Origin of the sequence: Psychrobacter sp. BF1 (genome assembly GCF_019279065.1) — a bacterium.
GTDB classification, from domain to species: domain Bacteria; phylum Pseudomonadota; class Gammaproteobacteria; order Pseudomonadales; family Moraxellaceae; genus Psychrobacter; species Psychrobacter urativorans.
Window position 1 is genome coordinate 15,091 of record NZ_JAGYWV010000006.1, and the last position, 19,440, is coordinate 34,530.

A 19,440-nucleotide genomic window follows, 5' to 3' on the forward strand; every position below is an offset into this window, starting at 1 on the left:
CCGTGACTCAAGCCAGTACTCTAAAGTATATCGCTCATTATCCAGAGCATATTCAAAGCCAAGCAGCTGAGTTGATCAGCCAAGGCAAGCTAGGTGATTATATCGATAAAAACTACCCTACTAAGCATCAAGTACAAAGTGATAAGGCTTTATATCAGTATATTAATCAGATAAAAAATCAGTATATGCGTAAAACCAGCTCGCTCACCCAAGTGACGTATAACAGTAAGCTGGCAGTGCTTAATCAGGCACTTGGCATCCATACTTTTCAATCACGAGTACAAGGTAATAAGCTCAAAGCACATAATAGCATTACGGTTGCGAGTCTATTTAAAGAAGCGCCGCCTGAGTTTTTGCGGATGATTGTGGTACATGAGTTATCACATTTTAAAGAAAAAGATCATGATAAATCTTTTTATCAATTATGTTGTCATATGGAACCTGCATATCATCAGTTCGAGTTAGATACTAGGCTATGGTTACAATGGCGGGAGCAGCTATAGGCTACTTTTTCTGTAGTTAATGGCTAAAATATTTTGCTAATAGTTTACTTGTCATTAACGCTAGACAACATTTGCGGGCTGTTTGTAGCGGGACGAGCACTACAATGTATTCTTCTGTAGAGCTTAAGCAGTACATTTATGTCTACCTATTGCTTAATAAATGGCCCTAGCCTAATATTAACCTCAAGCAAGACTGAGATTAAATGTCTGTTAACCAAAACTTAAGTAAAGGGAAGCCGTAATGTCAAACAATGATTCTAATAACAATAATGCCAAAAACGAAAAGAAATCTATTAACAACGATGCTGTAACGGCTGTAGAAGTGGTAAAAGACGATACTGTGGTCTATGAAGACGGTGATTTCGAAGATTATAATGCTGATAAAGACTACGAAGTTAACACAGATTCTGAAAAATCTGATAAAAAAGACGATAAGTCTGAGAAGACTAGTTCTGAGAAGCCTAGTAAAGAAGAAAAAGACGATAAGTCTGACAAGGACAGTAAGTCTAAAAAAGATGACAAATCTAGCAAAGAAGAAAAGTCTGATAAAGATGATAAGTCTGATAAAAAAGACAAAGCTAGTAAAAAAGACAAGTCTTCTGAAGATGATAAATCTGGTATAACTATGGCGGGTATCTATCAATGGGCCTCTAAGCTAAAAGACGACTTTAAGTCTGAAGCTGCTGACATAACCCATGATGTTACTGAAAAAGCAGCTGCTATGACTCTTGGCAAACTGCTAGACGCTGTTGATTTTGAACTAGCAGCTTTTGATAAGAGCTTAGAAGTCGCTAAAAATTTAGTAGCTACCGCCGAAGAGCAACGCGAAAAAATTGCTAGCAAAAAAGAAAAATACCAAGGTATGATCGATAAACTAGATAAATAATTATAGAGTTATTTAGTTCGCTTATCATGCTACTAATCGCTTATCATGCTACTAATCCAATGTTAGACGTTTGAACTAAACGTTTGGCATTGGATTTTTTATGCTCTAGGATTTGGCTATTTAGCAGTAGCGCTAGTTGGTTATATGATCATTTATTGATACTGCTAGCAAAATGAGGAATAGTTCGCTGCTGAGTGCAAGTGACTACCATCACAGCGGTAATCTACGTTGGCAAAAATCAGTATAATGGTTAAGATCTCATTAAACTTACTAGTCGCAAAAGGAACATAAAGTGATAGAGGCTCAGCCAACTATTCAACCCCTACCCCCTCTCACAAAACAACAAGATGCTGCATTGAAAAGACTCACTATCATGGGCTATTTAGAAGGCAGTTCTTACTTATTATTACTCGGCATCGCCATGCCGTTAAAATATATGATGGGCATTCCCGAAGCGGTCAAATATACTGGTATGACCCATGGTATATTATTCATAGCCTATCTGTTAATACTGCTATTAGTCACTAGCAAAATTAAAATGCCACTTTGGGCTGTGCCTGCAGGCGTACTTGGATCGTTATTGCCTTTTGGTCCATTTATATTCGATTACTTACTAAAAGATAGCTTAAAGAAAAGTATTGAAATCAGAAAATAGAATAAGAAAGGATGACTTATCAAGCCCTGCTACTGGTAATTTAGGCCTCTTATATAGTCAACAAGCATAACGAGCTTGATAGAGTAAAAAATTTAATAGAGAATTACCTTGAAACTATGGTGTATACAATAGCGCCTATATAATTTCTGCTGCTAAATAACCATTTTGTGTATAGGCTAATACTTTTATAGTTACTTTTAAACTAAAGCTATCGACTGAGGTAGCAGACTTTCAACCAGCAGATAGTAAGTGCAGCCCTACTATATCGAGGAGACTAATATGCATATCGGTATTTTGACTATAAGTTTTTCTTTACCGGGGTGTGGCTCTTTAAAAGAAAAACGCCAACGTATGGGTGGCCTACATGAGCGCTTTGGACGTAATCCAGCAGTGGCAATTTGTGAGAGCGGTGAACTTGATAAGCACGAGGCTAGTGAATGGACCTTAGTGATAGTAGCAACTTCTAAAAACAAGATTGAGTCGTTATGTAGTCAAATTGAAGAAAAAATACAGCGCACGGTAGATGGACGTATCATGAATATAACACGAGAGTTTTTATAATTTTTTGTCGGATAAAATGCTATTTTGCCAATTCGTATTGCACGGCTAGCTAGTATTACGGATAGTAGCTACTGAATGCCATAAATCACTGTGACAGAGCTAATAGCTAACGTACCTTTGCTCATAAATAGTTAGTGCCCCCAAAAACAACTGATGCTTTTCTCTGCTCTATCAAGTTTTAATACTAAACTGCCTACACCATCATCTACTTCGTAGCCCTCAAGGCTATTGCTAATAACTTTGGCGATTAAATCTGGATCTTTATTAAGTTCTGGTAATTTAAATTGCCGACGTAACGCTGTAAATTTACTATCTTTAAAATATAACTTTAAGTGACTCCACTCTTGTCCTTGTAGATATTCAACTTTTGCCAAAGGGTAGCCAAACGTAGTGGCATTTTTTAAGGTATAAGTAGTTAGTATTTCTTCAAACTCATTGTTTTCATTGCCTTTTATCTTCTTATTTATAATCGATGCTTTATAATGGGTCGGTAACTTATCCGTTGGATCAGGATAATCACACCCTAACAGCATTGGTTTTAAATACGGGCTCCAGTCAGTTGTGGCATTGACAATAGTGCTCTGGCCTAAAAACACAATAGCCAAAATCATAATTGGTTTCTTCATAGAGTTTACTCTTATATTATGGCTAATAAACCGAGCTAATGACTGAGGAAAAGCATTGAGCTAACCACTAAGCGAGTAAGCACTGCACGCAAAAAACTAGATGTTGTTGCCATAAACCATTCTCCCTCTATAGCTATCATCGTTTAAATTGTACAGTAAGTAAACCGCACAGAGGTCAGCTGCGATAATAGTTATTTATAACGTTCATGACTGCTGTAGTATTGCTGAGGAAAATAACTATCTATCTATCTATCTAAGTAGCCACCAAAGTCATTGGCTAACTAGCTATTAGTTTCTTTAGCCGGGCCAATTACCAGCAAAAGCTTAGCTTCATGATAATCTACCGCTGACCGCTCATCTATTCACTCAGCCGCTAAAATTAATTTTAGGCATAAAAAAAAGCCCTACTAAGGCTTTGATCTGTCTATTTATTTTTGCTATATAACCGAAAAATGATACAAATTTAATCTAATTATGATGGCAGCTGTTAATGCAATGATTAATAAGCAGGTCGCTATTGCTTGAACTACAAACCCTTCGATCTTTATAAACTACTCCTCAGGTTATTCAATAACTATTGAATGACCTACATCATATTGATTTTTAGGTAATCAATCAATTACCCTTGGTCGGATAGATGAACGGTAAGACTAATGGTAAGTTGCTAAGCTAGTCAGTTAAGTGAAATTTGCGTTAGCTAACCCTACAAATCAGAGCTATTTTTTAATCGTCAGGCAACAGTACACAATTAAAAGAGCATCCCCTTCAACAAAGCAAAGCAAAGCAGTCTATTATTTAACCTATCAGAACCTCCTCATACATTGATGTAACCGCTTTTTAATTCTGTTAAATATTTTTTATCACTTGCTCAATGCCACCAGCATTATCGACATTCTTAATTATTTCAAAGCTATCATCAGTTGAAGCCTGCGTAAACAACCAATCACGAAATGCTTGTAGCTTGACTATGCTAGCGCTTTCAGGACGATAGACCACGTAATAAGCAAGTGAAGAGACAAACTCAATCTCAGGGAATAGTCGAACTAAGCGGCCAGTCGCCAAATCATCACGGGCCATAACACTACGAGCCAGCGCTACCCCATGTCCATTAATAACGGCTTGCAGCACTGCTGCAGAATTATTAATTTGCATACCACGAGAGGTATCTATCTCCGTTAAGCCTACTGCTGTTAAAGCTGCTTTTTTAAGCCACTCATCCCATGAAGGCAAGCCACTGTAATCAGTCATTGATAAGTCATGAATGAGCGTTTGTTGCGTTAAATCTACCCCGCCAGTCTGCTTTAATAGTTGTGGGGAACAGACAGGATACACATCTTCTGTCATTAACTTCTCGCTTATCAATCCTGACCAATCCCCTGCTCCGTAGCGCACTCCTATATCAACAGCTTGCAGGGCAAAATCAGCTGATTTAGCGCTAATATCTAAACGCATATCGATATCTGGCCAGCTGCTCTGAAAACTATCGATACGTGGCAATAACCATTTAGCAGCAAAGGCTGGACTTACAGTTACGGTAAGTACCCCGCTATCTGATCCAGCCTGCAACTTGTCTAGCCCCAACCCTAACTTATCTAAGCCTGCCCTAATATCAGGTAGAGCTAATTTAGTATTTTCAGTAGCTATCAATCGAGCTTTGCCACTAGTTTTCCTATAAAACAACGGTGCCCCTACCCATTGCTCTAGAGTACGTACCAGCTGACCCACTGCAGCAGGTGTGACTTTTAATTCCTCAGCAGCGGCAGAGAAGCTTTGATAACGCGCACTAGCTTCTAAAGCACGCAAGGCATTTAAATGAACAAGATTTGTCATAGCGATAAACATTTTCTCTTAAAGCCATAAATATTATCTGATTTGTCAGTACAAGTAAATCAGTAGATAATTTAGGATAAGTTGACCATTCGAGCACAGTATTTATACCTTTTCGTCAGCTACTATTTTTAGACGCTGATTTAGACGCTGATTTTGAGATAGCATCTAGCTTAAAAGTATCTAGCTTCTACTTATAAAATGACAGAGCTGGCAATTGCCCTAACGCTAATTTGTCACTTTCCACCTTATTTTGGGACAACCTTATGCTTATTAATGCCGATTTTTTACAACGTGCAGCGTTAGCCTTTGAAGACTACCGCTGGATTGATTCCCCACAGAATGGCGTTGAACGCGTTATGCTTGACCGCGTGGGTGCCGAAAAAGCCCGTGCTACTAGTATTGTGCGCTATGCCCCCGATTCTTATTTTCCCCATCATTTACATCCTGGTGGCGAGGAGATTTTGGTGCTATCTGGCACTTTTTCTGCTGATGATACCGATTATCCAGCTGGCTGGTATCTGCGCAATCCACCAACCTCAGGTCATAGGCCTTATAGTCGTGAAGGTGCGGTTATTTTTGTTAAACTCTGGCAGATGTCTACAGCTGAAGATCAGCCTGTGGCCATCAATACTCAGGATCCAGCAAACTGGCAGCAGCAAAATAGTGGTCAAGTCTGTCCTTTGTTCTCAGATAATAGTGAACAAGTGAGCTTGCAAAAGCTGGATGCAAATCAACTGCTATTCACCAGTGAGATAGTAGCAGGTGCAGAATTATTAGTGTTAGAGGGCGAGTTGATTGAGGATGGTCAGACTTATCAACCAGGCAGTTGGCTGCGCTTACCAGTAGCTGAACTCTCAACCATCACTGCTGGTGGCAATGGTGTCACGATCTATCTGAAGACCGGACATTTAGCCGATATAAAAGGTTTTGATCTTCAAGGCTAGTAGATTTAACCTACAATAATTTTTAAAAGTGTTAGTTATTAACTAAAGCTTTAGTTAAGGAAATCTTGAGATGAAAAATGTACCCGTAGCGATTGTAGGCGGTGGTTTAAGTGGTTTATATGCAGCACTATTATTACAACGAAAAGGTATTGAGTATATCCTGTTAGAAGCTCGGCCTACTCTGGGAGGTCGTATTGTCACTACTCAGTCTCAACAACAAACACCCACTGAGCTATTAACTGCTGAGCACTCCGACTCTAATGCAGCAGAATTAGCATTAATCAACAGTACTGACAGCTTTGATTTGGGCCCATCTTGGTTTTGGCCTGACTTTCAGCAGCAGTTAGGTAGTCTTATCGATGAGCTACAGCTACCAAGCTTTGCTCAGTTTGAAGAGGGTGACATGATGGTCGAGCACGCTGCTGATGAGCCGCCCATGCGTAGCCAAGGTTATAAGAGCTCATCGCCCTCAATGCGCCTAAAAGGCGGCATGGCAGCGCTGATTAATGCTTTATATAGCCGCTTAGATAGCACGAGTATAATTACTAATCAAATAGTCCGTCGGCTAAACAAAACTACGGAATATATTGAGATTGTCAGTGAAAACTCGTTTGGGCAACTGACCACTTGGCAAGCTCAACAGGTGCTGCTGGCGCTACCACCGCGCTTGGTAGAAGACAGTATAGAGTTCACCCCAGCGTTACCGATAGAGCTAGCAAGCCAATGGCGCAACACGGCTACTTGGATGGCCCCTCATGCGAAATACTTTGCCGTTTACGATACGCCCTTCTGGCGCAAGCAAGGACTATCAGGGGAAGCTCGCAGCGCATTAGGGCCACTAGTTGAAATTCATGATGCTTCCATAATAGACGGTAATGGCGCATTATTTGGCTTCCTTGGCGTGCTGCCATCAGCTGTACGTCAAAGCATCTGTGAAGCAGTGCTAAAGGCACATTGCCGTGCTCAATTAGTACGACTGTTTGGCGCAGCAGCAGACTCACCGAAGGCAGAGTATTTTAAAGATTGGTCGCAAGACCCATTCACCGCCACTACTGCTGATGCTAATGGCGATGGTCAACATGCCTCAGCTCCTGCTTGCAAAGCAGCATCGGGAGTTTGGGCAGCGTGCTTGACTGCTATCGGTAGTGAGTGGTCACAACAGTTCCCCGGTTATACCGCTGGTGCTATTGAAGCTGCCAGTGTAGCCGTACAGAGTTTGCCCGCTTCTTTAGCTAATGATCTCTAGCTAATAGTTGATAGCTGGTAGTTTCTAGGTAAAACCAAAGCCAAACATGCCATTAAAGGCGACTAATTGGCTTAGCTTTTACAGGCTGTGCTGTACGCACTGATAGCGGGTTTATGACCAAGCTGTCTACCCTTAGATTGAACTTTTTATCTTATATCGACTGTCTTATAGAGTGGGCGCAGCTTACGAGCACTAAGACCTTTGACCTAACTGAACTGCCAGCTGTTAATTTGAAAACACCGACCAGCCAGTTTTTTGTACTAGCAGTTCTAACGCCTTTAGTCCAAGTTTGGAGTTTCCTACAGGATCAAGCCCTGGTGACCATACTGCGATTGAGCCTTTACCTGGGGCTATGGTCAAAATACCGCCACCAACACCACTTTTACCCGGTAGGCCAACACGGTAGGCAAACTCACCAGAGCCATCATAATGACCGCACATCATCATCAACGAATTGATCCGTCGAGAGCGTTGTGGATTGATTACGCTCATCCCTGTATGTTGATTGACACCATTAGACATCAAAAAGCGACCAGCACAAGCTAACTGCTGGCAGCTCATCGCAATCGAACATTGATGGAAATAAACCCCTAGGACTTTGTCGACGTCGTGCTTTAGATGGCCAAAGGCTTTCATAAAATGGGCTAATGCCGCATTTCGATCTCTGTGCTCCATTTCAGACGCCGCTACTTTATGGTCAAAACGGATTGAATCATCGTCTGTAATAAAGTGCACAAACTGTAGAATCTCACCCAATATCTCTTTTGGCTCATGCCCCATCATAATTGCATCTACCACTGCAATCGCCCCAGCATTGATAAATGGATTACGCGGTCGCCCAGATTCGTACTCCAAGATGGTGATCGAGTTAAACGGGTCGCCAGATGGCTCACGGCCAACATGGGTCCAAAGCGCATCACCTAACTTGCCAAGAGCAATGGTTAAAGTAAACACCTTAGAGATACTTTGGATCGAAAATAATGTACTGGCATCACCTGCTGCATATACTTTTCCGTCAGGTGTCGCTACTGCAATACCAAACTGGTTTAGATCCACATGCGCCAGTTGCGGGATGTAATCCGCCACTTCTCCACGATCTGTTTCAGCCGCCATTTGGGCAGCAATATCATCAAGAATCTTTTGCATATTAGTTGGGTAACCGTATCTCTAAGGCGTGATTGAAAAATAATGATTTTAACTGAATAAAAGGGCTTAATAATAGAAAAATTATATTTTTATTAGGATAGGTTGAGCTCAATCGCATAGCAGCTTTTGCAGACTGCACATTCTATGACAACATGCCACTAAAGAGATACCTTCATGCTTCTGAGGGTAAGGCACCTGTCATTATTATGGAATACTCAGATATTGGTTAGGCGAATCTTGCGATCCTCAACCTACATCATTTAAAAGAAGGTTTTATTAAAAAATTCTCAAGAGTATTACTATAGCTAAAAACTCCTGCGCAAATAACATGCCTATACTAAAATTTATCACCTAAAAATAACAACAAAAAAAACCGCCCTGAGTGCTATTAACTAACAGCTCAGAGCGGTTTTTTATATCAGACTAAAGCATTTACTCAGCAGTTGAACCCTGATCAATACCTTTCATAGTCAACTTAATGCGACCACGGTTATCAACGTCTTGTACGAATACATTAACCTTTTGACCTTCTTTTAGATAATCAGAAACATTCTCTACACGCTCTTCAGCGATTTGTGAGATATGTACTAAACCATCCGTATTTGGTAAGACGTTAATGAACGCACCGAAATCAACGATACGAGCAACAGTACCTTCGTAAGTTTTACCTACTTCAACTTCAGCAGTCAAAGCTTCGATTTTGCCGATAGCCGCTTTAGTAGCCGCTTTGTTTTCACCAAAGATACGGATAGTACCGCCGTCATCAATATCAATAACCGCACCAGTTTCTTCAGTTAGCTGACGGATAGTTGCGCCGCCTTTACCGATAACTTCACGGATTTTGTCCGGATTTATTTGGATAACTGCATAGTTAGGCGCATGAGCATTGATTTCAGTGCGGCTTTCAGGCAATACTTTATTCATCGCCTCTAAGATATGAATACGACCAGCATGAGCTTGCTTAAGCGCTTGCTCCATGATGTCTGGAGTAATCCCTTCGATTTTGATATCCATCTGTAAAGCAGTGATACCGTCTTTTGAACCGGCTACTTTAAAGTCCATATCACCAAGATGATCTTCATCACCTAAGATATCAGACAATACTGCAAAGCGTTCGCCTTCTTTTACTAGACCCATCGCAATACCAGCTACTGGTGCTTTGATTGGTACGCCAGCGTCCATCAATGCCAAACTTGCGCCACAAACAGAAGCCATAGACGACGAACCGTTTGATTCAGTGATTTCTGATACTACACGGATGACATACGGGAAGCGTTCGCTATCTGGAAGCATCGCTTGTACACCACGGCGTGCTAGACGACCATGACCGATTTCGCGACGTTTAGGGATACCTTCACGACCAGTCTCACCTACTGAGAAATGCGGGAAGTTATAATGCAGCATGAAATGGTCACGAATAGTACCCGCTAACGAGTCAATCATGTTGACGTCACGGCTGTTACCTAGAGTAGTAGTTACCAACGCTTGGGTCTCACCACGAGTGAATAGTGCTGAACCATGAGTGAACGGCAATACCCCTACTTGCACATCAATAGCGCGAACAGTTTCTAGATCACGACCATCGATACGTGGCTTACCAGACAGGATATTGTCACGGACGGTACGATATTTTAGATCGTTATAGATTTCTTTAAGCTCAGACACGTTGCTACTATAACTGTCTGACTCAGCATCACCAGCAAGCGCATCGATAGCGGCTTGTCTAACTTCGTCAAGTTTAGCGTAACGCTGTTGCTTATCAGTAAGGGTATAAGCGTCAGCAACTTGCGCGCCGAACTGCTCTTTCATACCTTTCTCTAACGCTTCATCATGCTTAGGCGCAGTGAATTGTTGTTTAGCAGTACCGACTTCTGCTGCTAATGAGATGATGTTATCAATAACGATTTGCTGTTGTTGATGGCCATATAATACCGCACCCAACATTTGATCTTCTGATAGTTCTGCCGCTTCAGATTCAACCATCAATACTGCAGATTTTGTACCAGCAACGATCAAGTCAAGATCACTTTCTTTTAGCTGCTCGATAGTTGGGTTAAGAACGTATTCGCCATTGATAAAGCCTACACGTGCACCAGCGACAGGACCATTGAATGGCGCATCAGAAATAGCTAATGCAGCTGAAGCACCGATTAGAGCAGCGATATCAGCGTTTTGAGTCTTGTCTGATGATACAACAGTAGCGGTAATCTGAATTTCGTTCAAATAACCTTCTGGGAATAATGGACGAATAGGACGGTCAATTAGACGTGAGGTTAAAGTCTCGAATTCACTCGCACGACCTTCGCGTTTGCCATAAGCACCTGGAATCTTACCAGCGGCATACATTTTTTCTTGATAGTTAACGGTTAATGGAAAGAAGTTCTGACCTTCTCTAGCTTCAGATTTTACCACTGCTGCTACTAGGACAGAAACGCCGCCCATATGAACCATAATAGAGTTAGCTTGACGCGCTATGCGACCAGTTTCTAAAACGACTAGTTGATCGCCGTACTGGAATTCGCGAGTAATAGTATTAAACATTGTCATATAAGTTTTTTCCTAATGTTGACTGACTAAAATAACAACAGCGCTATGAATAGTCTGTTATTAGTCGTTAAAAGTTCATTATTATGTGCTAATTACTGTAGGACAATCACCAAAGAGCTAAGGGTCATCGCTACCACATCTATGTCTGTATATATCTACGTAGGACTATATAGGGCTATCTAGTACTATATTCTGTTTTGCTGTAGGCAACTATAATACCTATTGCTATGCTTATAACTTCTATATCGTGGCCTATTTTACAGGGATTTATAGCCCTTGACCAATTAATTGCAAAACTGCATATATGAGTTATTTTTCTGAGATAGTTGAATAATGTTCGATAATCGAATATCCATAAAAAAACGGCGTGAAACTATTCCACACCGTTTTTAAATTACTAATAGCTACTATCTGGCATCAATAACAACATAATTTACCTTAAGTATTATCGACGCCCTACTCTTTTATTCAACAGGCGTTGAATTAACGACGTAGACCTAATTGGCTGATCAAAGTACTATAACGACCTAAATCTTTACCTTTTAAGTAATCAAGTAATTTACGACGAGTATTAACCATACGAATAAGACCACGACGGCTATGATGATCCGCTTTGTGAGCTTTAAAATGGTTTTGTAGATCGTTAATACGCGCGCTTAATAAAGCAACTTGTACTTCAGGGGATCCAGTATCGTTTTCGCCACGTTGGTATTGGGCAATGATAGCTTCGCGATCAGTATTAGTTAACATAAATTTCTCCAGCAATGCTAAAGGCTCTACAAGATTTTCAATTTATTTGAATAGTTGTAGAACAATAGGGTAATAAAAATAGCTTACTGTCCATTCAGGATAACCCTGCATTACTAGAGTTGACCTAGTGAACCGTAAACGCTGTTTGTGAGCTCAGCAAACGTTTCTCATAGTGACAATATTATACTGACAACTATTATAAAACGCTTACCGTAACTTGGCGCAAGTATAGCAAAAAACCACTCAACTAACAGTAGTTTTCACTAATACTTTTAGTAGCCCTTTAGTCAATAACACACTACTAGCAACCGTATTGTTAGCACTATTAGTAAGCTTAATAAGGTCATATAGACTATAGCTTTAGGCTAAAAAAACTATCTAAAATTTAAATAAACGTCTAACTATAGTATGAATTAATGCATGCAAATAATAAAGTGGCAACTACTCACTACCCATCATAAGCTTTAAATATTTATTGCAATTAAGACTAAATAACTGAAAAATTAAGTCACTATTATTTTTTAACATCATCTTCAGTAGCATTGCCACCTAATGCATCATCGCTTAAAGGAGCAGTTGTTGCTTCAGCAAGACTATCAGGAGCGATGTCTCCACTAGGGTCAATATCATCAGCTAATCGCTGTATTTGTTGCTCTTGCTGATCCATATCTTTTTGAGGCTTGTTCATCTGAACTCTCCTAATCCATTAAAATTGTAATGACCTAAATAGCTCATAAATAAGGGTTAGTGACTAGCTATTAGATCCTACAACTTATGAAGGAACTATTTATGAAGGAACTATAAATGATCGAATGATCGTAAGGCTAATACTAAAAATGCTAACCATCATAGTTAGCATCTTTAGTACTATAAAAGTTAACTGTTACTTTTCTTGTTTACTGTCTTTAGCATTTTCAGCGATACGATCTGCCGCCGCTTCGCTATCTTCAGTAGAGTTACCTTCTGTTTGATTCTTTAACGAAGCTTCAGCAGCAGCAGAACGTTGTTGCTCAAGTTTGGTATCGTTTGGATTAGACTGTGCCATAGTAAATTCCTTATTATTGGGAAATTCTTGTTATCAAAATGCTGATATAAAAAGCATAGCTATAAAAATCCAACTTAACTAAATGTTAATTTAAGATGCAGCTCTAAAAACATTTTACGGTTCGAAGGTTTATAACTAATGCTCACTTTTTAATCAATGGATAATCACTATTTATGTTGTTAACTCTTGAAGTGAGTTACGCTTTTATTAATTAGCTTTTTCTTAGCCTACTTGATTATTCTTAGCTTACTTAATTATTCTTAGCTTACTCAATAAATATATAAAAAAAGCAGATTCCACCATAGGTGAAACCTGCAATTAAATGTGACGTTATGTGACTAGTGTAATACCCTAGTAAAAGGTATAGCGATTAGGTTAACTATAGCTACCGATTAGCGATGAATAATCTTTTTAGGCTGCAGGCGTCCATTAAGACTGACCGCTCCTAGACCTAAGAATTGATGGTTATCATCGATTAAACGAATATCAACAGCCAATTCATACTCTGCAACATCAGCATTGTCTGCTTCTATATCTGTAGTAACTGCATCAGTTAGCTGCACGCCCTGCTGGATATTACTAGAAATATATTGTTGTAAGGTGGGGGTCAACTGCTCAATGACGTTTAGACGCTGACCCATCTTTATGCGCTCGCATTGCTCAGAGTCCAAAATTAGTTCAGCATCAATATCGACACACGCATCGATCGCTAATAACTGTTCAAACCTTTCATCCAATGCCAATTGCTCTAACTCTGGCAAGCTCATGGCTTGCGCAATAGAGAACTTACCCACTTGTAAGCGTCTTAGTGTAACCAAATGCCCTAAAGTGCCTAGCGCTTTGGCGATATCTTCACCTAATACTCGAACATAAGTGCCTTTAGTACAAGTAACCGTCAGTTGCAGATGTTGCGGATCAAGCACTGTCAAAGTTAGTGCCTTGATAATAATATCTCTAGGTGGCCGCTCAACTTCTATACCTGCACGGGCATATTCATAAAGCTTTTTGCCATCTTTTTTTAATGCAGAGTACATCGGTGGGATTTGCTGCTGTGCTCCCATAAACTGCTTAGCGATATTATTTAGCTGGGCTTCATCAATCTCCGCAACAGCCATTTCAGCGGTTACTTTGCCATCAGCGTCACCGGTATCTGTCTGGCTACCTAATAATATAGTGGCTTGATAGCCCTTATCAGCATCTAACTGATAATGACTAAATTTAGTCGCCTCTCCTAAGCAAATAGGTAGCAAGCCAGTAGCCATTGGATCAAGGGTGCCAGTATGACCAGCTTTTTTGCTGTCATGACTGGCTGACTTAAACAGATACTTGACCTTGGATACTACTTGCTGCGAAGTCATACCTATAGGTTTATCGATTAAGATTACCCCAGATACCTTTTGCTTACCGACTGGCTGTTTAGCAGCTTGCGGCTGATCAACTTTGTTAGAGACTGTAGACATAATAGTTTTTGCTCTTAAGGGTACTCTAATATTTACTCTTGTGTTTCTTGCTCATCAGTTTCGTTTTGCTCCGTTTTAGTAACGGCCTTACTGATTAGATCCATCATATAGTTACCACGAGCAGTGACTTCATCATAATGAAAACGCAGACGTGGCGTAGTACGAGTTTTGAGACTATGACTCAACTCAGTACGCAAAAATCCAGCTGCATTATTAAGGACTTTCACACTTTCTTCATGATTAGTGATAGTCATAGAGTCATTAAGACCAGGTTCCATGATAGTGACATAGACATCAGCATAGCCAAGATCGGGACTAACTTTTACACTAGAAATAGTGACGAAACCAGTCAAGCGTGGATCATTGACTTCATCACGAATAAGCACAGCGAGTTCACGCTGGATTTGATCAGCTAAGCGTTGTAGACGTTGATTCATTTTATTATCCTAATTCTAATAAGTTTTATTATTGCTAATACTATAAAGGGTTAAGTGACCATAAAAAAGGCCTAGCAGGATTAACCTGTTAGGCCTATATACATCATGATATTAGTAAGCAATGCGATGTATATTCAGCGGATTAGGCTTATAGCATGCTTAAGCAGTCGGTTTAGATAGTACGTTCGACTTCTTGAATCTCAAAGACTTCAATCTTATCGCCCGCTTCTACGTCATAACCACGAACCGCTAGACCACATTCCATACCAGTACGTACTTCATTAACGTCTTCTTTATAACGACGTAATGATTGTAATTGACCGGTGAAAATAACTTGGTCATTACGTAGTACACGGATAGGTTTGTTACGATAGATCGTACCTTCGACCACCATACAACCAGCAGCCGCACCGAATTTACTAGAGCGGAACACTTCACGAACATCCGCAACACCTAAAATCTTCTCGCGATGCTCTGGTGCCAATAGACCACTCATAGCTGCTTTAACATCGTCAATTAAGCCATAGATAACGCTGTAATAACGAATATCCATATCAGCAGCATCTGCTTTACGGCGTGCAGTAGTATCGGCACGAACGTTGAAGCCTAATAATACCGCTTCGCTAGATTCAGCGAGACTAACATCAGATTCAGAGATTGGACCAACACCTGAACTGATAACTCTGACTTTGACTTCATCAGTAGACAAGTCATTTAAGGCTGATAGTAATGCTTCTAGCGAACCACGAACATCGGTTTTTAGCACGATGTTCAAGAACGACACATCACCTTGTTCCATTTGCTCAAACATACTCTCTAAGCGCATTTTGTTCTGACGATCAAGTTGCTGCTCACGCTCACGATTGGCTCTAAAATCTGCCACTTCGCGGGCTTTTTTCTCATCAGTTACGACTAAGAACTCGCTACCAGCTGCAGGGGTATCAGGTAATCCTAAGATCTCAACAGGGATAGAAGGACCTGCGGTCTGAATACGTTTACCGTGTTCATCAACCATGGCACGTACACGGCCATAATACTCACCGGCTAATACTAAATCGCCTTGTTTCAGAGTACCTTTTTTGACTAGTACGCTAGCTACCGGACCACGACCTTTTTCAAGTCTTGATTCAATAACCACACCTTGCGCAGCTCCATCTAATGGCGCTTCAAGCTCCATTAGCTCAGCGGTTAAGCTGATATATTCTAATAGCTCATCAATACCTTCACCAGTCTTGGCTGAGATACGGGCCATTGGAGTATCGCCGCCCCACTCTTCTGAAACTACTTGCTTAGCAGTCAATTCATTTAATACACGATCTGGATCAGCACTAGGCTTATCCATCTTGTTAATAGCTACGATAATCGGCGTACCAGCAGCACGGGCGTGATCAATAGCTTCTTCAGTCTGTGGCATCATGCCATCATCAGCGGCAACTACTAATACGACGATGTCTGTCGCTTGTGCACCACGTGAACGCATCGCACTAAAGGCGGCGTGACCTGGGGTATCAAGGAAAGTAATAACACCGCGATTGGTTTTTACATGATAAGCACCGATGTGCTGAGTAATACCGCCAGCTTCGCCAGTGGCGACTTTGGTTTCACGAATTTTATCTAGTAATGAAGTTTTACCGTGATCGACATGACCCATGATAGTAACGACTGGTGGGCGTGTTTGTACGTTACTGCTACGCTCATCAACGGCATCATGTAAATCATCTTCAACTTTAGTATCGCTTACTAAGACTGGGTTATGACCCATCTCTTCTACAATTAGACTGGCTGTCGCTTGATCAATAGTATCTGAATCAGTAACAATCTCGCCCATTTTCATAAGCAATTTAGTAACTTCGCGAGCTTTAACGGCCATACGCTGCGCTAGATCTGCTACAGCAATTTGTTCGCTAATCTCAACGTCATAGATAATTTTTTCGACTGGTTTTTCAAATTTATGCTGACCTGCTTGCGCTGAACGCAAACCGTTCTTACGGTTTTTGATCTCACGCTCATCTTGGTTCTTACGACGACGACCACGAGCACCAGTACTGTTGGCTCCACGCTTGATTTCGCGACGCTCTTTTTCGAACGACTCTTCTAGCGCATCACCCACTAGACCTTCGGCCAATGGTTCATCTTTACGAACTTCAGCAACTGGCTGATCAGTGTATTTTCCAGCCATTTTACGCATCTGCTCAAGAGTGCGCTTTTGCGCCTCTTTAGCTTGCGCTTGACGAGTTTCTGTTTCGATTTGACGCAAACGATTTTCTTCTACTTCGCGGGTCTCACGAACTTTACGCTCAATAGCTGTTTCAACTTTTGGCTTAGTAGCTGCTACTTTTTTCTTCTCTTTCTCTTTTTCTTTAGTAATAATCTCAACGGTAGCTTTGCCACCTTTTTTGACTACTACTGAAGAGTTAGCAACTTTCGCACTTTTGCCTGATGAGCTTTTGCTAGAACCAAGACTAGTACGCATAGCAGCTAAAGTAGCAGCTTGACGTTCTTCAGACTTTCTCTTAGCTTCAGAGCGCTCTTCTAAGTCTTTAGCGGCACGAGTTTGCGACTCAATCATCGCTTGTTCACGCGCAGCTAATTCTTCAGCCATCTTCTCTGGATCAGGCTTATCAAAGACTTTCTTTTTACGTACTTCAACATTGACACTCTTAGATTTGCCTGAAGAGCCAGTCACGCGAGCAGTACTAGTCGTTTTAGATTTTAGACTAATACGACGCTTGTCTTGCTGACCATGACTTTGCTTTAAATACGCCACCAGCTTCTCTTGCTCAACTTCAGTGACTGGATCACCTTCGTTTCGAGCGGGCAGCCCAGCATCCTGTAGTTGCTGTTGTACAGCACTAGCGGTTTTGCCTACCATATCTGCCAGTTCTTTGACGGTCTTATCTGCCATTTATTATCACCTACTGTCTATTGTTTGCTATATGTTCAATTCAGTTGTTGGCTACAAATGATTGCGCTAAAGCTAATATTGGTTTTACCCTTTATTGGCTTTTAATAATCGCTAGCATACCACCAAAAGACAGCGATATGCAGTTAGCGCCTATTCATTGAACCAAGATTCCCGAGCCTTCATGATGAGCTTGCCGGCTGTTTCAGTATCTAAGCCTTCAATATCTTCTAAATCAAATACCGCTTGCTCAGCTAAATCATCAACGGTAATGATATCTTTTTGCGCCATTTTATAGGCCCAACTTACTGTCATACCTTCAAGATCTTGTAGTTCTTGACTAGGCTCTTTCATGTTCTGTTGTTTAACTAACTCGTCAGCTATAACGACTTCTTTAGCACGTTCTTGAATCATATCGATAGCTTCATCATCTAGGCCATCAATATCATAAAAAGTGTCGACTGGTACATAAGCGACTTCTTCAATGCTAGTAAAACCGATATCGACTAATGCTTGTGCTAAATCTTGATCTACTTCTAAACGTTCATAGAATAGATCGATAAAGGCTTTAGTTTCATTTCTTTGACGCTGTTGATATTCTTCTTCTAGCATCATATTGAGCTTATAACCAGTCAGCTCAGAAGCTAGACGAACGTTTTGGCCTTGTGAGCCAATAGCACGAGCTAACTGATCATTAGTACTAAAGACGATATCAGCAGTCTTGGTATCTTCATCTAAAATGATACTACTAACATCAGCAGGCTCAAGCGAGCTAATGATAAATTGTGCAGGATCATCTGACCAAACTACGACATCAATACGCTCACCATCAAGCTCTTGCTGTACTGCTTGAATACGAGTACCACGCATACCAATACAAGCACCAACTGGATCAATACGATGATCGTTGGTTTTCACTGATATTTTAGCACGAGTACCAGGCAGACGAGCGACATTACGAATCTCAATAATCTGCTCAGCAATCTCAGGTACTTCTTTTTGCATTAAAGCGGATAGCATTTCAGGATGAGTACGCGATAACAGTAACTGCGCGCCGCGGTTTTCACGATTCACATGATAAAGAATAGCGTTAATACGTGATTTTACTCGTAGCTGTTCACGCGGCAACATTTGATCGCGCGATAGATAGCCTTCAGCATTATCACCTAAGTCAACAATATAACCATCTCGGGTTTGTTTTTTGACTTCGCCGTACATCATTTCGCCAACACGTGGCTCAAAAGCATCTGCTACTAGAGCACGTTCGGCTTCACGGATTTTTTGAATGATAACTTGCTTAGCTTGAGTAGCGGCAATACGACCAAATTCGATCGATTCGATTTGCTCTTCTTTAACATCACCAATTGACCATTGCTCTTGATCAAGATCAGTAATAGCTAATTGGCAAGCAGGCATCTCATGATCTTCATCAGCCACTACTGTCCAGTAACGATAAGTATCATAGTCACCAGTTTCACGGTTAATCGCTACACGTACTGCTACTTCTGGCTGTTCGGTGTATACTTTTTTCTTAGTAGAAACCACTAAAGCGTCTTCTATAGCTTCAAAGATATCTTCAGGATTTAAGCCCTTTTCATTACTGACGGTTTCTACTACCGTTAAAATTTCACGACTCATACTATGCCCGTCCTATCATTTTATAATTGGCTTAGATTTTATAATTTATGTACTAACGTTATATGGTTACCGCAAGCCCTAGGCTATTTAGCAATTTATAATACTTTAAACTACTGCTATAAATTATTTATTAATACCTATATAGCTGTGCAATAGGAATTAGCTAGAGAATTGCTCAGCTAACATCCTTCTAATCTTATAAGGTAACGCTAATACTTACTGTTTAAGCCGAAGTACTCCGTTAAGCAGTAATAGTATAACTAT

17 protein-coding genes are annotated in these 19,440 nt (G+C 40.7%); 6 read left to right on the forward strand and 11 right to left on the reverse strand.

Annotation, left to right across the window (positions count from 1 at the left end):
• The first annotated feature begins 2 nt into the window (after nt 1-2).
• The 4 genes from KZA12_RS08265 to KZA12_RS08280 all read left to right on the forward strand — a co-directional run bounded on the left by KZA12_RS08265 (nt 3) and on the right by KZA12_RS08280 (nt 2,605).
• On the forward strand, nt 3-503 hold the full coding sequence (locus tag KZA12_RS08265; RefSeq protein WP_218689909.1) for a M48 family metallopeptidase: 501 nt from the start codon (nt 3-5) through the stop codon (nt 501-503).
• Between the two features lie 241 nt (nt 504-744).
• Nucleotides 745-1,389 (forward strand): hypothetical protein, encoded by a 645-nt coding sequence (locus tag KZA12_RS08270; RefSeq protein WP_218689910.1) that lies wholly within the window; start codon nt 745-747, stop codon nt 1,387-1,389.
• A gap of 295 nt (nt 1,390-1,684) precedes the next feature.
• Nucleotides 1,685-2,044, forward strand: coding sequence for a DUF3817 domain-containing protein (locus tag KZA12_RS08275; RefSeq protein ID WP_373416607.1), 360 nt, complete (start codon nt 1,685-1,687; stop codon nt 2,042-2,044).
• A gap of 279 nt (nt 2,045-2,323) precedes the next feature.
• Nucleotides 2,324-2,605 (forward strand): DUF503 domain-containing protein, encoded by a 282-nt coding sequence (locus KZA12_RS08280; protein WP_218689912.1) that lies wholly within the window; start codon nt 2,324-2,326, stop codon nt 2,603-2,605.
• Between the two features lie 131 nt (nt 2,606-2,736).
• On the opposite strand, the gene KZA12_RS08285 is transcribed toward KZA12_RS08280, so the two are convergent.
• Nucleotides 2,737-3,231 carry a DNA polymerase gene (locus KZA12_RS08285; protein ID WP_218689913.1) on the reverse strand — a complete coding sequence of 165 codons (495 nt, stop codon included), beginning with the start codon at nt 3,229-3,231 and terminating at the stop codon, nt 2,737-2,739.
• An 846-nt stretch (nt 3,232-4,077) separates the two neighbouring features.
• Nucleotides 4,078-5,061 (reverse strand): LysR substrate-binding domain-containing protein, encoded by a 984-nt coding sequence (locus KZA12_RS08290; protein ID WP_218689914.1) that lies wholly within the window; start codon nt 5,059-5,061, stop codon nt 4,078-4,080.
• 263 nt (nt 5,062-5,324) lie between these two features.
• Between KZA12_RS08290 and KZA12_RS08295 the strand changes: the two genes are divergently transcribed.
• Entirely contained in the window at nt 5,325-6,005 is a 681-nt protein-coding gene (locus KZA12_RS08295; RefSeq protein WP_218689915.1) for a cupin domain-containing protein, read from the forward strand.
• A 70-nt stretch (nt 6,006-6,075) separates the two neighbouring features.
• Nucleotides 6,076-7,251: an FAD-dependent oxidoreductase gene (locus KZA12_RS08300; RefSeq protein WP_218689916.1), complete on the forward strand. Its 1,176-nt coding sequence runs from the start codon at nt 6,076-6,078 to the stop codon at nt 7,249-7,251.
• 225 nt (nt 7,252-7,476) lie between these two features.
• Here KZA12_RS08300 and KZA12_RS08305 read toward each other — a convergent pair whose 3' ends face one another.
• The 9 genes from KZA12_RS08305 to nusA form a co-directional block, all read right to left on the reverse strand.
• Nucleotides 7,477-8,397: a glutaminase gene (locus KZA12_RS08305; protein WP_218689917.1), complete on the reverse strand. Its 921-nt coding sequence runs from the start codon at nt 8,395-8,397 to the stop codon at nt 7,477-7,479.
• Between the two features lie 432 nt (nt 8,398-8,829).
• The gene (gene pnp, locus KZA12_RS08310; RefSeq protein WP_201623465.1) at nt 8,830-10,944 is read right to left on the reverse strand and encodes a polyribonucleotide nucleotidyltransferase; all 2,115 of its coding nucleotides are present in this window, start codon (nt 10,942-10,944) and stop codon (nt 8,830-8,832) included.
• A gap of 483 nt (nt 10,945-11,427) precedes the next feature.
• A complete protein-coding gene (gene rpsO / locus KZA12_RS08315; RefSeq protein WP_201623464.1) occupies nt 11,428-11,694 on the reverse strand; it encodes a 30S ribosomal protein S15 in 267 nt (88 codons plus the stop codon).
• A 514-nt stretch (nt 11,695-12,208) separates the two neighbouring features.
• Entirely contained in the window at nt 12,209-12,382 is a 174-nt protein-coding gene (locus KZA12_RS08320) for a hypothetical protein (protein WP_201623463.1), read from the reverse strand.
• A 195-nt stretch (nt 12,383-12,577) separates the two neighbouring features.
• Entirely contained in the window at nt 12,578-12,739 is a 162-nt protein-coding gene (locus KZA12_RS08325) for a hypothetical protein (RefSeq protein ID WP_218689918.1), read from the reverse strand.
• A gap of 392 nt (nt 12,740-13,131) precedes the next feature.
• Nucleotides 13,132-14,199, reverse strand: coding sequence for a tRNA pseudouridine(55) synthase TruB (gene truB, locus KZA12_RS08330; RefSeq protein WP_218689919.1), 1,068 nt, complete (start codon nt 14,197-14,199; stop codon nt 13,132-13,134).
• Between the two features lie 32 nt (nt 14,200-14,231).
• Nucleotides 14,232-14,636: a ribosome-binding factor A gene (locus KZA12_RS08335; protein WP_201623460.1), complete on the reverse strand. Its 405-nt coding sequence runs from the start codon at nt 14,634-14,636 to the stop codon at nt 14,232-14,234.
• Between the two features lie 172 nt (nt 14,637-14,808).
• Entirely contained in the window at nt 14,809-17,541 is a 2,733-nt protein-coding gene (gene infB, locus KZA12_RS08340) for a translation initiation factor IF-2 (RefSeq protein ID WP_218689920.1), read from the reverse strand.
• A 150-nt stretch (nt 17,542-17,691) separates the two neighbouring features.
• Nucleotides 17,692-19,176: a transcription termination factor NusA gene (gene nusA, locus KZA12_RS08345; protein ID WP_201623458.1), complete on the reverse strand. Its 1,485-nt coding sequence runs from the start codon at nt 19,174-19,176 to the stop codon at nt 17,692-17,694.
• Between the last annotated feature and the right edge of the window lie 264 nt (nt 19,177-19,440).

Excerpts from the sequence above, each read along its gene's own strand:
- pnp (WP_201623465.1), bottom strand. The coding sequence starts at position 10,944 with ATGACAATGTTTAATACTATTACTCGCGAATTCCAGTACGGCGATCAA.
- KZA12_RS08305 (WP_218689917.1), bottom strand. The coding sequence starts at position 8,397 with ATGCAAAAGATTCTTGATGATATTGCTGCCCAAATGGCGGCTGAAACA.
- KZA12_RS08290 (WP_218689914.1), bottom strand. The coding sequence starts at position 5,061 with ATGACAAATCTTGTTCATTTAAATGCCTTGCGTGCTTTAGAAGCTAGT.
- infB (WP_218689920.1), bottom strand. The coding sequence starts at position 17,541 with ATGGCAGATAAGACCGTCAAAGAACTGGCAGATATGGTAGGCAAAACC.
- KZA12_RS08300 (WP_218689916.1), top strand. The coding sequence starts at position 6,076 with ATGAAAAATGTACCCGTAGCGATTGTAGGCGGTGGTTTAAGTGGTTTA.
- KZA12_RS08335 (WP_201623460.1), bottom strand. The coding sequence starts at position 14,636 with ATGAATCAACGTCTACAACGCTTAGCTGATCAAATCCAGCGTGAACTC.
- rpsO (WP_201623464.1), bottom strand. The coding sequence starts at position 11,694 with ATGTTAACTAATACTGATCGCGAAGCTATCATTGCCCAATACCAACGT.
- KZA12_RS08325 (WP_218689918.1), bottom strand. The coding sequence starts at position 12,739 with ATGGCACAGTCTAATCCAAACGATACCAAACTTGAGCAACAACGTTCT.
- truB (WP_218689919.1), bottom strand. The coding sequence starts at position 14,199 with ATGTCTACAGTCTCTAACAAAGTTGATCAGCCGCAAGCTGCTAAACAG.
- KZA12_RS08295 (WP_218689915.1), top strand. The coding sequence starts at position 5,325 with ATGCTTATTAATGCCGATTTTTTACAACGTGCAGCGTTAGCCTTTGAA.
- KZA12_RS08285 (WP_218689913.1), bottom strand. The coding sequence starts at position 3,231 with ATGAAGAAACCAATTATGATTTTGGCTATTGTGTTTTTAGGCCAGAGC.
- KZA12_RS08320 (WP_201623463.1), bottom strand. The coding sequence starts at position 12,382 with ATGAACAAGCCTCAAAAAGATATGGATCAGCAAGAGCAACAAATACAG.
- KZA12_RS08270 (WP_218689910.1), top strand. The coding sequence starts at position 745 with ATGTCAAACAATGATTCTAATAACAATAATGCCAAAAACGAAAAGAAA.
- KZA12_RS08280 (WP_218689912.1), top strand. The coding sequence starts at position 2,324 with ATGCATATCGGTATTTTGACTATAAGTTTTTCTTTACCGGGGTGTGGC.
- nusA (WP_201623458.1), bottom strand. The coding sequence starts at position 19,176 with ATGAGTCGTGAAATTTTAACGGTAGTAGAAACCGTCAGTAATGAAAAG.